Source organism: Slackia piriformis YIT 12062, from assembly GCF_000296445.1.
In the GTDB taxonomy this organism is placed as follows: domain Bacteria; phylum Actinomycetota; class Coriobacteriia; order Coriobacteriales; family Eggerthellaceae; genus Slackia; species Slackia piriformis.
On sequence record NZ_JH815198.1, the window covers coordinates 993,114 to 1,008,134 of the forward strand.

Sequence of the window (15,021 nt, forward strand, 5' to 3'; positions counted from 1 at the left end):
CAGTACCAGCCCGTCCCGTCGTTGACCCAGCCGCCCGACATCATGCGGCCGGAGGAGTCCATCAGGTACCACGCGCTGCCGTCCGAGACCCAGCCGGTCCGCATCAACGCATCTTCACCGACGTAATACCAAGAACCCCGATAAGAGACCCATGAATTCTCAACCGCGTGCGAAGATCCATCAAACCAGAGCCAGGAATCACCCGCAGCCACCCAGCCACTCAATGGCGTTTTCGCACCGCACTGATACGCCGTCCAGAACGGAGATTCATCGCGCTCTTCAACAACCGCCTCGTCGGGGCCCTCAGCGACTACACCGCTAGCACCGAAAGAAAACACGACGGCATCGCAGCCCGCAAGGGCACTCGAAGCGGAATTCCAAACGCGAGTCCCAAGCTCGTTCAAAACGTCAAGCCGATCGCTTGGCAGCGTGGCATAATCCGAAGTCCACATCGCGTAATCAGGAGCAAGCGCGGAAAGATACTCGGGCGTCGAAGAGGTGCTTAAGCCATGATGCCCCATTTTGAGAACATCGACATGCCCGAGCTGAACCGCAAGGCGGTCCTCATCGCCGTCATAATTCCCGATATCGCCCGCAAGGAAGGCGGCTTTCCCGTATGCGGAAACCTTCACGCCCCACGAGAACCAGTTCGCATCAGCGACGGGCGTCGTCTTGTAGTCGTCGCCGTAGTTCATTATCTCTATAGAGAAGTCGCCCAGCATGAAGCGAGGGTTGCCGATCGTCCCAACCGGTCCGCCCGGCATGTCGGACGCGGCAGCAATGTCGTTGCGTTGAAAGTCAAGACCCGCAGCCTCATCCAAAGTCACAGGGTCATGCTGAGGCTCGGGGCCGTCTTCTATAAGGCGACCGGCCCAAGAGCCGTTAGGGTCCCCGAGTGCATAGGCCTCAGCAGCCCCTTCGCCGTCAGCCTCGTCTTCTGCGAAGGAGTTCAAATCCACAGAATCCTGACCAGCCTGGCCAATATTGTCCGAATCGCTAGGGTCATCTACCTCGCCCGACCCATTAGAGCCGCCCAGCCCGTCGGAGCTGCCGGAGCCGTCGTCTTCGACATTCCCGGAACCATCCCCCTCCAGTTCCGAATTACCGCCCAAGTCCGCATCTGGCATCTCCGGGAATGCCGGGGCAGAGGGATCGAGGCCCCAGATTACGGTTGCCCCTACTTCGTAGGCAGCCTCAATCATGCGGTCATATACATAGCGGTTGTCCCACAAGGCGGGATCATAGGAAATGTACTCATCTTTATATTCAGGTACGTATACGCGCTTAGGATGGAAGGCGCGAATGACTTCATCGGCCGACCCTATATGGTCGCTGTGCGGATGCGTTCCGATGTAGAAATCAAAATTATCCTCCGTCACGCCGATGCTTCGCATGTATGCGACAACCTCGTCCTGATGTCCGTGGCCCTGCGTTATGCCGGGCCTTAGAGGATAGCGGGGGTCGCTTCCGTCTGGGTAGTCGTCGTCCTCGCCGGAATCCACCATGCCGAAGACCCCGTTGCTCTCGATGATGATGGCATCGGAACCCTCGAGGGTCATGATGTGTACCTTGTCGTCGGACGAAGCCTCTTCGGCGTAGGCTGGCGCGGCAAAGAGGAGCGCCGCACAGAGGGTGGCGAAAAGAAGCGCCGCTTTAGCCAGCGCCACCCTCGAGGCCAAGAAAAACCTACCACGCAAAAACAAAGCCGTAGTTCTCAATATCAAACACCTCTACGCACAGTCTCGCATTTCAATACGAAAAAAATTTTACTCCAAGTAGCGTAACGGAAACAGCCGCCCGTTTATCGGAAAATGGGCTCAATACAAAAAGTAGGACGAGAAGCCCTCGCCCTACCACATTCTTGCTCTTAAGCACTTGACCCGTATTTGCTTAAGGAATATAGCGACCAACCATATCCTTGCCGAAATCGGTCATGCGATAATAGACGACCAGCCCTCCGTTGGAGTCCAAATCATACCCGCACTCTTCCAAAACGCCATTCTCCTTTGCGGTCGCCAGCGCTTCTTCGACATCTTTCAATGTCAGCATCTTGTAGCTTCCGTAATCGGCCTTCAGGGCGGACACGACACCAGAAGCGCAGTCTTGGCGTCCGTCCATGAAATGCTTGACAATGGCATAGTGCAGAGGAATCAGACTGTTGCCCATAATTTAGTCCTCTCTTTTTTTCATATGTAGCAAATCAAGCGGGTTCATCGCAATGCAGAAAATGCCAGCGACCATGATGACGGCACCAACCCACTGAACCAAAGAGAGCGGCGGATAATCGGCGGCCATTCCGCCAATATTGAGCACGCCCATAATAATCCAGATGAAAAACGGCCCCCAGAATGCATACATACCATTGCACGCCATGCCCAACGCAGTGCCACACATGGAGTTGCCTTTGTACCAGAAGGAAAATGCTGGCATGGCGAAGAAGCCGGAGAGCAGAAAGAAAAGCAATGCTGGACTTGTAGCAGCAGCTCCCGCCACCGCTCCAAGAACTTCGGCGCCGCCACCAAATACCATAAGCAATGGGAAGACGACGAAAAGCTCGAGAACGCCCGCGGTAACCTGGCGAATAGCAATGCCGATCCGATAATCGATCAAGATAGTGCCGAATCCGGCAACGCAGCCTTCAAAGCCCCAGCCAAACGCTGCGAGAAAAGCGAAGAAACAACCCATTAGGGCCTCTGGCCCCATTGAAGCGAAACTCGTTCCGCCAATAAGACCAGCAGCGACCAGGCACACTGCAATGCCAATTACTTTATGCGCATTCAATGCCTGCTTGAAGAAAAGCCGACCCAGCACCGCGCCGATTGCACAATTCAATGCCGCAATCGGGACAATGACGCCTGGGTTGCCCGATGCTGCAGCGGAGTTCAAAGCAACAACATACGCGATAGTCGCAAACGGACCTCCGATCGCCGCACAAAGCATCATGACGAGACCAGGCCTGCTCTTGACGGTCTTCCAAAAATCTCCCAGCTGGCGGTTTTTCGCGCACACAAGCACGGACCAGATTCCGCTAATGAAATCATTGATGCCAGCCGCCAATGCGGCAAGCGCAAAGGTAATGACGAACGCGCCGAGAGCCGCCTGTCCGTCTCCCCATTCAAGACCCGCAAACCATTCACCCCACACGCCCTGAGTTTGCGCCAGAGTGAGAAACCCCGTATAAAGGCCGTAACAAATGCCCGACGCCATCGCAAAGGCAACGCCCCTTATGAAGTATTTCCTCCTGCGCTCCTCGCGAAGCGCCACGATGTGCTGTTCCACGATTCCCCGCTTTCGCTTCGGGCTTTCGGCAGTCAACACATTCGAGCCGAAAGCGCACCTTCGCCTATGCACCCATTGCCCATGAACATAGGCCACATAAGACAGACCTGCTATGCGACCCCATCCTCGCCGTTTTCATACCACGACAAAACGTCATCGAGGTAATCGACGGCGTAGCGATAGTAGACATAAAGCCACTCGCCCACGCATTCGCCCTGCGCCTCTTTAAACAAAGACCAAACGTACCAGCACCAACCGGCCATCGCCACATGGGCAAAATTATGACAACGTTCAGCAAAAGTGGGCGTGCGCCCGAAATAATACGAAAGCGCCGTCTCGGCCTCTTCTCGGCTCAGCTCGCAACACACTACGAACGTACCGAAGTCGCTTGCATAGTCGGACATGCCCGAGTATTCCCAGTCTATGAGATACATGCTGTCATGCTCGTCAATCAGGAAGTTCAAATGGAAGAAGTCATTGTGCGTCAGACAACGTTTTGCACCATCCGCATCTATAAGTCGCTTCAGACGCTGCGCCTTTTGGGCCATTTCGTCAAACCCTGCGATGTCAATGCGCCCCTTTAGCTCCTCGAGCAACTTTGTGTATTTAACGGACTCTTCGTAGAAATCAAACGATCGTTGAGTCTTCATGGGGGAATCGTGCAATGTATGCGCCATCCTCATTGCGCGTTCCACCTGCGTAGAGTCATGAGGGTCCAGCTGACGGGCATTGGGAATGAAACGCGAGATTTTCCAACCACGAGAGGGGTCCTCGAAAATATACGTGCCATCAAGACCAAGGTCTTTCGCCAAAGATTGGGCAACCAGCTCTGCCTCGCGATCAATGATGTATTCCGTTCCCACGCCCGGATAACGATAGACGTATTCTTCGTCTCCTACAGCAAAATGGCACGAGAGGTTGGTCAATCCCTGCTTGAGCGGATAAACATCGTGGATATCCTCCTTATTGCAGCCAAGCACCGCCACAATGTTGTCAAAGACCTCAGAGTCCACATTGCTTAGAAAGTACGGATCGAACTCACGCAACTCGTCAAGGGAGTCGAACTCGTGGACAATACCGTCCCCGTAGGGACGAATCACCATATCGAGCTCCTTGATATGGTCAACATAGATTTCCTCCCACAGCTTATCCGCCGTGCTAGGAAGGTCGTATTCTTCTTCGAGAATACGCACGAAAGCTCGGGAAAACGCTCGGTCGAAATATACATGGCCAAGCATGATGTAGGAATCACGCCCCCCAACCGTCACCGACTCTATGCGATCGCCCGTTCCTGGCTTAATACACCATTCCTTCGTTTCTCCCTCAACGAAAACCGAAGCATAGTAAGCCTTGTACACATAGGGCTCAAAAGGATTTTCGGTAAAGTAATCGTCCGAGGAACAGACGAACGTATTACCCAACTTGTGACGAACCTTCATGAGCGAGGAGTTGTTATTGCGCGAAGCGTACTCTTCGTTCACGACAATCGAGACACCGAACTCCCGCTCAAGGTAGAAAAAATGCTCTTTCTTGTAACCAACCACTACGGTGATGTCCGAAATACCAGCCTCCTGCAGTTGGCGAATCTGGCGTTCAATGAGCACTTCGCCCCGAACCTTAAGTAGCCCTTTCGGCTTTTCGTAAGAAATGGGGGCAAAACGGGAAGAAAGGCCCGCCGCCATGATGACGGCATTTTCGACTTTGTAGGGAGCAAGGGCCTCCATGCCCTTATCGGTCACGGAATAGCCGCTCACCAAGCCCCGTTCGCCCAAAGACCTCAAGGTCTTATTCACCGTTCCCAGCGAAACACCACTGCGTTCGGCGAGATCGCGCTGACTGCTCGCCGACGACGCGTGAAGAACATCAAGAATTTCAAACTCATTTTTGGACAGCATATATCTCCCTCTCCATAATGCCGAAAAGCAATCCTAGCGATTATGTTCATTTATGTAAAGCTCTATTAGATAAGTGAACATCAAACGCAAGCGCACGTAGCCCGCGCGAGGACACGAGTCGCCGAAAGCCGCGGCGGAACCCCCCTGACGCCCTTCGTCGCAAGCGACTCCGGCCTTAGCTACAAACACGTTCCTTCTGCTCTTTTACGTGCCTTTTCCGTTGTTCATTGACCAACGCTGCCGACGTTATATAATTTTAAATTTGGACTGATTCAAGACGGCTATCAGCCCAGTCTTACCAAGAAGAAACGGAGGTCCGCATGCAGCAGCGTCAGGTTCTTTTCTCTCCCCCCGATATCTCGGATGCCGAAATCGAAGAGGTGACCGAGGCCCTGAGGAGCGGATGGATCACCACGGGCCCTCGCACGAAACGCCTCGAACAAGAGCTGACCGAGTTCACCCAGGCTCAAAAGACCGCCTGCCTGAACTCCGCAACCGCCGCCCTGGAGTGCTGTTTGCGCGCCCTGGGAATCGGCGAAGGCGACGAGGTCATCACCTCTGCCTACACCTATACCGCAAGCTGCTCGCCCATCTGCCACGTAGGCGCAACGCCCGTGCTGTGCGACGTCGCCCCCGGCTCCTGGGAGATGGATTACGAAAAGCTCGCCGGCCTGATCACCGAACGCACGAAGGCAATCATCCCCGTCGATCTGGGCGGCCGCATGTGCGATTACGACAAACTCTTCGCCGCAATCGAAAAGAAAAAAGACCTGTGGAGCCCCTCCGAGGGCGTACAGGAGGCTTTCGACCGCGCTATCGTAGTGGCGGACGGCGCCCACTCTCTCGGCGCAACCTACCACGGAAAGCCGGCAGGATCGGTGGCGGATTTCACCACCTTCTCTTTCCATGCCGTGAAGAACTTCACCACGGCCGAAGGCGGCGCCCTCACCTGGCGTGAACACGGCTTCGATTCCGACGAATTCTACCGCCAGATCATGCTGCTTTCCCTGCATGGCCAAACCAAAGACGCCTTGTCCAAGAACAAAGTGGGCGCCTGGGAATACGACATTGCCTTCACCGGATGGAAATGCAACATGACCGATATCCTGGCATCGATCGGCCTGGCGCAGCTCAAGCGCTACCCCGGCATGCTCGAACGCCGCCGCACCATGATCGGCATGTACGAAAAGGGCCTGGCAGACATGGATTTGACCCTGTTGCACCATTACGACGAAAACAACTGCTCTTCAGGCCATCTTATGCTCGTGCATATGAACGGCAAGGACGAAGCATTCCGCAACGCGATTATCGAGCATATGGCGCACGCAGGCGTAGCCACCAACGTGCATTACAAGCCGCTGCCGCTGCTGACCGCCTATAAAAACCTCGGCTTCGACATTGCCGATTTCCCCCAGGCGTATGTCATGTATGAAAGCGAAATAACCCTGCCTCTTCATACCAACCTTTCCGACGAAGACGTCGAATATGTCATCGAGGCGTTCAAAAACGCCTACTTTGCCGTATCTGGAGGAAACGCCTAATGTACGTTCACTTCTTCAAACGCGGCCTCGATCTGGTTATTTCCATTTTGGTAATGCCTTTTTTGCTTTTGCTGACCGCCATCCTGGCTCCGATCATCTACTTCGAAGACAAGGGTCCCGTTTTCTACAATGCCCCGCGCGTCGGCAAAAACGGTAAAGAATTCATCATGTACAAATTCCGCTCCATGAAGGTCAACGCCCCCGACCTTACCATGGCTGACGGCAGCACCTATAATGGCGCAGACGACCCCCGCATGACGAAGATCGGTGCGTTCATGCGCCGCACGAGCCTTGATGAATTCCCTCAATTCCTCAATGTCTTGATTGGAAACATGAGCGTCATAGGTCCGCGTCCCGACCTCAAGCGAGAGACCGAGCTCTACGAGGACGACGAGGGTGAAAAGCTCTTGGTGAAGCCGGGCATTACCGGCTACGCCGCGGCTTACGGACGCAATTCGCTCCCCTGGCACGACCGCCTGAAGATGGACGTTCATTACGTTCACAACATCAGCTTCGCATTCGACGTCAAGATTTTCTTCAAGACCATCGCAACGGTGTTCAAGCAAGAAGGCGTCTACGTCGAGCAGGAGGAAAACGCCGACCCCGAAAAAAACCAATCAAGCTAATTGTTCGATTGGTGCATAATGTAAACTCTCCCCCATTGAACCACTCTCGGCGAATCAGTATCGCAACCTTACCGAACATGCGATACTACGGCAAATTTGAAAGACGACCCGCATGAAAAGCTTATTTCTAGAAAAAGTAAACTCCATCTGCCAAGCCCACCCCGACCGCATCGCGTTTTTCAACACGCGCATTTACGAAAGTACCCCCCCCCGCAAGAGCAGCTGACATACGGTGAATTGCTCGAACAATCCGATTCGCTAGCGGCCTTCTTCGAAGCAAATGCTCCAAAAAACAAACCCGTCGTTGTTTATGGGCACAAATCGCCTCTCATGCTCGTTTGTTTTTTTGCCGCCCTCAAAAGCGGTCGCTGCTATGCCCCTATCGACATCGCCTATCCTTCCGACCGCATTAACGACATCCTTAAACAAATCGGCAAACCCTTGGTCGTATCCGTCGCCGACACCAGTTTCGCTGGCGACAAAAACCTTGCGGATTCCGTCATCGAGACGGAGGAAGTAAAGAAGCTCTCCTCGCAGAAGCTACCTGCACCCGATTCCTCCATCTGGGTATCTGATAACGATATTTTTTATCTGCTGTTCACCTCTGGAAGTACTGGACGCCCGAAAGGCGTTCAGATGCCCTCTTGCTGCGTGGATGCGTTTATGCGCTATTTCCGAGAATTCGTTTCGGGTAACGAGGGCTTTGTGTGCTTTAACAGGGTCCCCTACACCTTCGACGTGAGCCTGTTCGATATCATTCCAGGCCTCTCTTGCGGCGCCACCCTTTTCTCCCTTGAGCAAGAATGCGAAACGAGCATGGCGAAAATGTTCGAAGCATTCTCCCGAAGCGAACTTGATGTATGGATCTCTACACCTTCGTTTGTAGAATCTTGCCTTGTAGACAAAGGATTCAACAGGCAGCTTCTTCCCTGCATGAAGCGAATGGTTCTTTGCGGCGAAGTTCTACGCCCCTCTGTTGCAAAGAAGATTATCGAACGATTCCCTGGCATCGAATTATTCAACACATACGGCCCTACGGAAACGCAGGCCGTAAGCGGCATGCTCGTAGACTCTTCTGTCGTAGATTCTTTCGACCCCCTTCCCGTAGGGTATATGAATCCAGAAATCCAGGCGCATATCCTTGACCCTGAAACCCTGACCCCTGTCCCATGCGGGGAAACGGGAGAAATCTATCTATCCGGCAGCACGATATCTGCAGGATATTTCGGTCGCCCCGATTTAACCGAGAACGCATTTCGCGTCATGCAGGTAGCACAGGGTCACGAAACCCTGTGCTACAAAACCGGAGACAAAGGCTACATCGATGAAGCTGGTCGACTTTTCTGCCTCGGTCGATTCGATTTCCAGGTAAAGCTCAATGGGTTCCGTATCGAGCTCGGAGATGTCGAATCGAATCTCAATAGTCTTGAATGCATAGAAAACTCGGTGGTTGTTCCGGCCTTGAAAGAGGGCAAGGCAACCCATCTCGTAGCGCATGTCGTGTTGACGACGCGTGATATTCCGCGCTCTTTCGCAACAACACAAAAAATTCGCGCGAAACTCAAGGAGACCGTCCCTGAATACATGGTGCCCAGAAAGATTGTTTTCCATGACGACTTCCCAATGAACACGAATGGAAAAGTTGACAGAAAGGCTTTCGCGTAATTTATGGAATTCTACACAAGGCCATCTTTCTTCATCCTGCTCGCTATCGCAATCGTACCCGCCGCAATACTGGGATTTGCAGGTAAGCGCATTAAACCCTACGGAATCACCGCTTCCCTCTTTTTCCTGGGGCTGCTCTTCTCGAACAGCCCCAGCGAGCTCGGTGCGTTTCTGCTCTTCCTTCTGGTTTCAAGCGCAAGCGCATACGCTACCCTAAGAGCAAAACGCCTATCGAAAAACGAGCAGCTCACTTTCAGGCTATCGCTTGCAGTAACAATAGCGCCATTGGTGATTTACAAAATAGCGGCGGTTTTCGACGAAAACTTACTGGGCTTCTTGGGCATATCCTATATAACCTTCAAATCGGTCCAAGTGCTCATCGAGATACACGATGGATTGATTACCGAACTGAATCCGATCAATTACCTCTACTTCCTCATCTTCTTTGCTCCGTTCACATCAGGACCCGTCGATAGAAGCAAGCGCTTTAACGAAGACGCGAATCGCACATTCAGCAAAGAGGAGTATGCGGACATGCTTGCCAGGGGCTTAATGCTCCTCCTGATAGGCGCCGTATATAAAACCGTCATCGCGTCTATTTTGTATACAGGCTACACTCCCACTCCTCTCGAGGGCGGATTGAGCGGTATTGCTGGAGCAATAAAAGATTCCTACATGTACGGTTTTTATCTCTTCTTCGATTTTGCCGGCTATTCACTCATGGCAATGGGCGCAGGGTACTGCTTCGGCATTAAGGTTCCCCGCAATTTCAATGCCCCCTTCCTCGCACTCGATGTCAAAGATTTCTGGAATCGCTGGCATATATCGCTTTCAACGTGGCTACGCGACTTCGTATTCATGCGTTTTGTCCGCTGGTCTATGCGCCATAAGGTTTTCCCCAGCAGACTCCAGACAGCTTGCTGCGGATATCTTATAAACTTCATCATCATGGGCGCGTGGCATGGTCTCACGATCGACTACCTCATATACGGCCTGTATTACGGCGTATTGATGGGATTAACTGATGTCTACCAGAAGAAATCGAGCTTCCATAAGAAGCATAGAAAGAAGCGCTGGTACAAGGCCCTTCAGTGGGCGGTTACGATAAACCTCATCATGATAGGAATGTCCATCTTCTCTGGTCAAATGCATCTAATAATAGGAGGTATCATTCATGGATAAGACAACTGTGGAAGAGAAAATGCTCGCTATCCTTGCGGACATCTGCGCGGACGATATCGTGTATGAAGAGCGCGACATCGACCTATTCGACGCCGGCCTTCTCGACTCCATGGCCGCAATAGAAGTTCTCGTAAGCATCGAAGACGAGTTCGGAGTGGAAATCGCCCCCACCGAGCACGAAAGAAACGAGATGAATACCGTAAACAAAATCATCCACCAAGTATGCGCGAGGCTCTAAACATGAAAAGACTCCTTGCCCTGGGATCCGCATTAGGCATGGTGGCCGTAAGCGGTACCATTTACGTCAATTCCGCCCCTTCATACGCCGAGCTTGAAAAGATGGCCGAAACGTACCCTGTTTACGGGTATCCCCAGGCAGGCGAGCTTGAGGATCCTGACATCCTCGCCTCAATGATCAAAGCTCGCACCGCATTAGGCGATAATCCGCGATTGCTTATGGGTTCATCCGAGCTTGACATTGTAGAGCCCGCATCATCCCATCCCGATAATTTCTTCGGAAAGAACAACTATGGCTTCAGTACGATTTCGGTAGGTAAAGCCGGATATCAAAGCCTATGGCAGGCTATCGAGCTAGGAGCCCTCGATGCCAAAGGCGCCGTTCCCGGCGATAAGGTGGCCCTTATTGCCGGGATGCAGTGGTTCATGAACGACGAAGAGTCCTCGAAAGCTTTCATGAACTGCTTCTCGGCTGATTCCTATCAATCTCTGATGCACAACCCCTCTATTTCGGAAAAAACGAAGCAGGAATTGTCCCTACGCGCCGAAGAGCTGGGAATAGCCGCCGAAGAGCTCGAGCTGTATAGCTCATCTTTTTTGCCTGATGTAATCGATAGGAAGTTCGACGACCTTGTCAACGGGGTAGAAAGACGCAATGGAATTGCAGAATCACTCAAGGACAATACTGCAATTCCCGAAAGCCGTTTTACACCCGAGAGCGAGCCCGATTGGAATTCTTTGACCGAAATCTCACTCGAAGAAGCCGAATCGTCTTGCGTCACAAATGAACTAGGCGTGTACGATGAGTACTATGAAAAATACTACCGCCCATGGGTCGAGGAGATCGACCAGTCTTCGCCGCCAGAAACTTTTTACGATTGGAGCGAAAACGAACTTAAGGATTTCGAAATCTTTCTAAAAGTGTGCAAGGACACCGGCATTGAACCCCTGATAATCATAATGCCCGTAAAAGCCTCGTACTACGATTTGACAGAGCATAATTACGAAAGCAGACAGGCTTACTACGACATGATCCGCAATTCATGCGAGTCATACGAAGTGCAGTATCTCGATCTTTCACCTTATGAGTATGATACGTATTTCATGCGAGACGTCATGCACCTTGGCTGGACCGGATGGATCCATGTCGACCAGGCCTTATATGATTTTTTCAAACAAGAGGATAACTAGCAATGAACGTAAAAAAGAAATGCGAAGAAATTAAAGATAAGCACCCGAAACTTTCTTTGCTGCTTGTCTGGTGGCTTATGCCGCTGATATGCTGCATGATGCTCATTTGGTTCGCTTTCTTTTCCGGCTTCGGCGATCCCCCCGAGTTCGTATACAACCAATTCTAAGAGCAAGCTAGGAAAAGCATTTTGCCTTGAGGCGAAACGCACCACACCACGAAGAATAGCCGGCTTCGCGTTCGATGTCGAATCTTCTCAAAAATCGTCACCAGTAATGCCCAAACAAGAAGGCGTCTATATATCGAGCAGGATTAAAAGACAAAGCACATTCCTCCGCCGATGTAAAAGCACCGCAAACAGCACAAACACCCAAAAGTGCAAGGTATTCCATGCTTAACAAACGTACCCGCCCTCCGATAATCCAAATAGACAAAACCTTCGAATTTGCAGGGCAGAATCACCAAAACGTTTCTGCCCTGTTTTTTTGGAACAAAAGAAAATCGTGAAAACAGGCTTGTAGCACAAAAGTGTGTCCTGTAAGCCTGAAAACAACAGGAAATCGAGGGCTGGCTTCTCATCCTTGACTTTTTTGTCCGCCAAAAACTTTTAGTCACCTACACCTATCCCGCTCCTGAATAACACGATACACGTCCATCTCCCACTGCTTGCGGTGCGCCTTGGCTACCGTGTCAAGAATAACGGCCGCAGTCAGCGAAAGCATCCCACAGCATATCAACCCCACGGCTAGCACAGCCGTGGGAACCTTGGTGACATGAGAGGTCAGACAGAACTCACCCACCACGGGCAGACCCACCGCAAGCCCAAACGCAAAGAATACGAGCGAGAGAAGGCCGAAGAACACGAAAGGCCGGTAGTCCTTGCACAACGACGCTATGGCGCGCAGAACCTTCGCTCCGTCACCGAAGGTGGAGAGTTTCGAAACGCTCCCCTCTGGACGATCGCGATATTCTATCGGAACGTCGACGACTCTCCATCCCCTGTCGACCGCGTGAATCGAAATCTCCGTCTCGATTTGGAAACCCGTCGAGAGCACCGGCATGGTCTTCACGAAAGCACGCGTAAACGCGCGGTAGCCGGTCATGACGTCATCAAAAGCGAAGCCGTAGATGACCTTAATCAGCCAACGCACCAGGTCGTTGCCAAAGCCGTGGAACGCTCGGGTGTTCTCCTCGCCGTAGCTGCCGTTGGAGAGGCGATCCCCCACCGTCATATCTGCAGACCCATCCATAAGGGGCGCGAGGAGCTCGTACGCGACTTCAGCGGGATACGTGTCGTCTCCATCCACCATGATATAGTAGTCGGCTTCTATATCACGGAACATCTGACGAACCACGTTGCCCTTGCCCTGCCTAGGCTCGCGACGCACGATTGCACCGTAGGCGGAGGCAACCTCGCCGGTACCGTCAGTAGAGTTGTTGTCGTAGACGTAGACGTCGGCCTCGGGCAGCACATGCCTGAAGTCGTCGACAACCTTACCAACGGTTACACTCTCGTTATAGCACGGTATGAGAACTGCGATTCTGCCCGACATACCCATCCTACCAATCTATCCATCTCAATCCGGCCAAACACACGGACAATATAATCCACAACAGAAGAGGTCCCGTCTCATCCTCAATGCTACCGAGCACAGGGCAAACCACCGCTACGATTCCATTCTGAAGACGAGGCATCCTCGTCCGACTGAGGGTCGCATGCCGCAAAAGCAAGCGCAACCATGAAGGGGATGGCAAGATGCAGCGCGAACATATAGCGATACTGGCAATACTCGGGCGCCGCCACCATCATAGTAAGCCACATAGCAAGCAAGGGAACAAGGGGGACGATGAGCGTGCGACGATGACGCAATGCAAGAAGAGCGCAGCCGAACAGCATCCAGACGGACATAGCTATGTTATAGAGCGCATATGTAGGAAAATGAGTAAAGCGCAATTCCTGAAAATCCTCATTCCCATCTCGATTTAAGCTCTCCATTCCCGTTACTTCATAGAGAACGCTCATTCCGGGCTCACCAAAATACCCACTTGAAGCAACCGCCCAACCTGAAGTGTCTATATTCCAATACCCCTCGGTAGAGCTGAGCCATGCTTTAAAATAGAGGAGGGGATTCTGCAATCCTAAATCAAACCACGTCTTCATGAAGACGACCTTGTTCTCTTCCATCCATTCGTCATTAAAATGACCGCCAAATTTTAGTCCGTCAGAGCTTGTAGGCGTATAATCGTTCTTCACGTTCTCGGTTGACATAAATCCGGAAAGGAAATCCCTCTGTTCTTCGGTCATATCCCCGTTGTGATAAATTACCGCACCAACCTGCTGTAATGGGATCGCAATGGACTCCCTAAAAGGTGACGGAGCAACTCCGGCAGCAGCATAGATAGGACCCGTCACGACTACGACCATCATCGGAACGCCCAGTGCAACCGGAAGAAGCCTCGTCAGTGAAACCTTCCTGTATACAAGCGTCAGCACAATAAGCGTCAAAAGCACGATATAAAGACCGTTATTGCGAAATAAGCCAACGCCCAGTGAAAGAAGAACGAGTTTGATGGTCGTCTTTGCATCAATGCGACCCTTCGCCAGAACGATATCGGTCAGACAGAGTAGATACAAAAACATACAAAGAGAGAATGGGATGTCTTTCCACATGGTTATAGAGTAACGCGCCGCAACAGGATCGAGCACGAAGAACAAAATTGCAAATACCACGAGGATACGAGACGCGCCGCGGCGCGCAAGCCAAGCAACCGCATACGCCAAAACCAACGCGAACAAGGTCATCTGGACAAAAGAATACAAGGCTATTCCCCAAGTGAGATCACCGATCGCCTGTCCAAGCAGAACAAACGGAGCCACGAACAATGTATAAAAAATCGGAGTCCAATTCGATAGCTCCATAAGACCTAGAGCCGTCTTAATCGAGTCACTAGAATCAGGTGTGCAGCATCCGGGGAAATTGATGAGGAACTGGAAGAAGTAGACAAGAAATATCGCGCCAAACACCGTCAGAAAAAGCCGCTTATCGAATACGCCATCCTTCCATGGCCCACCATGGCGAGAGACGAAACGCACGAGCGGACAGAGGAGCGAGAAAGCCATCAAACAGTACAGCAACGTGAGCAACACCGCCTCGAGGAGCTCGGTCCCGTCGAGCCAAAATGACAGACCGAACGAAGACGCGAGCGCTAGAGAATAGAGAAGGAGGAGCCTACCCCCCCCCCGCTCATCCAAGGCGAACGCCGCACGCAACTCAGCGACCGCATCACGCAAGTAATGCGACCTTTGTTCGATATGACCCATGTTGCAACCCTTTCCTTCTGCGTTAATGCGAACAGTAAAGCGTTTTTCGATGAATCTCGATATCCGCAAGTGAATACACATCCTC

12 protein-coding genes are annotated in these 15,021 nt (G+C 52.1%); 6 read left to right on the forward strand and 6 right to left on the reverse strand.

The window, feature by feature from the left end; translation table 11 throughout:
• The 4 genes from HMPREF9451_RS04400 to HMPREF9451_RS04415 form a co-directional block, all read right to left on the reverse strand.
• Positions 1-1,559, reverse strand: a 1,559-nt coding sequence (locus HMPREF9451_RS04400; protein ID WP_083851842.1) for an MBL fold metallo-hydrolase, incomplete at its 3' end; no start/stop codon positions are given.
• 331 nt (positions 1,560-1,890) lie between these two features.
• On the reverse strand, positions 1,891-2,166 hold the full coding sequence (locus HMPREF9451_RS04405) for a hypothetical protein (protein ID WP_009139099.1): 276 nt from the start codon (positions 2,164-2,166) through the stop codon (positions 1,891-1,893).
• 3 nt (positions 2,167-2,169) lie between these two features.
• Positions 2,170-3,279 (reverse strand): membrane protein, encoded by a 1,110-nt coding sequence (locus HMPREF9451_RS04410; RefSeq protein WP_040626039.1) that lies wholly within the window; start codon positions 3,277-3,279, stop codon positions 2,170-2,172.
• A 110-nt stretch (positions 3,280-3,389) separates the two neighbouring features.
• Positions 3,390-5,174, reverse strand: a complete 1,785-nt coding sequence (locus tag HMPREF9451_RS04415) for a phosphotransferase (protein ID WP_009139101.1) — start codon at positions 5,172-5,174, stop codon at positions 3,390-3,392.
• 320 nt (positions 5,175-5,494) lie between these two features.
• Between HMPREF9451_RS04415 and HMPREF9451_RS04420 the strand changes: the two genes are divergently transcribed.
• The 6 genes from HMPREF9451_RS04420 (at position 5,495) to dltD (ending at position 11,616) form a co-directional block, all read left to right on the forward strand.
• On the forward strand, positions 5,495-6,715 hold the full coding sequence (locus tag HMPREF9451_RS04420) for a DegT/DnrJ/EryC1/StrS family aminotransferase (protein ID WP_009139102.1): 1,221 nt from the start codon (positions 5,495-5,497) through the stop codon (positions 6,713-6,715).
• Positions 6,715-7,341 carry a sugar transferase gene (locus HMPREF9451_RS04425; protein ID WP_009139103.1) on the forward strand — a complete coding sequence of 209 codons (627 nt, stop codon included), beginning with the start codon at positions 6,715-6,717 and terminating at the stop codon, positions 7,339-7,341. Before HMPREF9451_RS04420 ends, HMPREF9451_RS04425 begins: the two co-directional genes overlap by 1 nt.
• A 96-nt stretch (positions 7,342-7,437) precedes the next feature.
• The gene (gene dltA, locus HMPREF9451_RS04430; RefSeq protein ID WP_083851843.1) at positions 7,438-9,006 is read left to right on the forward strand and encodes a D-alanine--poly(phosphoribitol) ligase subunit DltA; all 1,569 of its coding nucleotides are present in this window, start codon (positions 7,438-7,440) and stop codon (positions 9,004-9,006) included.
• Positions 9,007-9,009: 3 nt separating this feature from the next.
• Positions 9,010-10,188: a D-alanyl-lipoteichoic acid biosynthesis protein DltB gene (gene dltB, locus HMPREF9451_RS04435; RefSeq protein ID WP_009139105.1), complete on the forward strand. Its 1,179-nt coding sequence runs from the start codon at positions 9,010-9,012 to the stop codon at positions 10,186-10,188.
• The gene (gene dltC / locus HMPREF9451_RS04440) at positions 10,181-10,426 is read left to right on the forward strand and encodes a D-alanine--poly(phosphoribitol) ligase subunit DltC (protein ID WP_009139106.1); all 246 of its coding nucleotides are present in this window, start codon (positions 10,181-10,183) and stop codon (positions 10,424-10,426) included. Before dltB ends, dltC begins: the two co-directional genes overlap by 8 nt.
• Before the next feature lie 2 nt (positions 10,427-10,428).
• A complete protein-coding gene (gene dltD, locus HMPREF9451_RS04445; protein WP_009139107.1) occupies positions 10,429-11,616 on the forward strand; it encodes a D-alanyl-lipoteichoic acid biosynthesis protein DltD in 1,188 nt (395 codons plus the stop codon).
• Positions 11,617-12,225: 609 nt separating this feature from the next.
• Here the strand turns inward: dltD and HMPREF9451_RS04450 are convergent.
• Entirely contained in the window at positions 12,226-13,167 is a 942-nt protein-coding gene (locus tag HMPREF9451_RS04450) for a glycosyltransferase family 2 protein (protein WP_009139109.1), read from the reverse strand.
• Positions 13,168-13,256: 89 nt separating this feature from the next.
• Positions 13,257-14,936 carry a DUF6020 family protein gene (locus HMPREF9451_RS04455; protein ID WP_009139110.1) on the reverse strand — a complete coding sequence of 560 codons (1,680 nt, stop codon included), beginning with the start codon at positions 14,934-14,936 and terminating at the stop codon, positions 13,257-13,259.
• Between the last annotated feature and the right edge of the window lie 85 nt (positions 14,937-15,021).

Coding starts and splice junctions, on each gene's coding strand:
- dltC (WP_009139106.1), top strand. CDS start 10,181: ATGGATAAGACAACTGTGGAAGAGAAAATGCTCGCTATCCTTGCGGAC.
- HMPREF9451_RS04420 (WP_009139102.1), top strand. CDS start 5,495: ATGCAGCAGCGTCAGGTTCTTTTCTCTCCCCCCGATATCTCGGATGCC.
- HMPREF9451_RS04455 (WP_009139110.1), bottom strand. CDS start 14,936: ATGGGTCATATCGAACAAAGGTCGCATTACTTGCGTGATGCGGTCGCT.
- HMPREF9451_RS04415 (WP_009139101.1), bottom strand. CDS start 5,174: ATGCTGTCCAAAAATGAGTTTGAAATTCTTGATGTTCTTCACGCGTCG.
- HMPREF9451_RS04450 (WP_009139109.1), bottom strand. CDS start 13,167: ATGTCGGGCAGAATCGCAGTTCTCATACCGTGCTATAACGAGAGTGTA.
- HMPREF9451_RS04425 (WP_009139103.1), top strand. CDS start 6,715: ATGTACGTTCACTTCTTCAAACGCGGCCTCGATCTGGTTATTTCCATT.
- dltD (WP_009139107.1), top strand. CDS start 10,429: ATGAAAAGACTCCTTGCCCTGGGATCCGCATTAGGCATGGTGGCCGTA.
- dltB (WP_009139105.1), top strand. CDS start 9,010: ATGGAATTCTACACAAGGCCATCTTTCTTCATCCTGCTCGCTATCGCA.
- HMPREF9451_RS04405 (WP_009139099.1), bottom strand. CDS start 2,166: ATGGGCAACAGTCTGATTCCTCTGCACTATGCCATTGTCAAGCATTTC.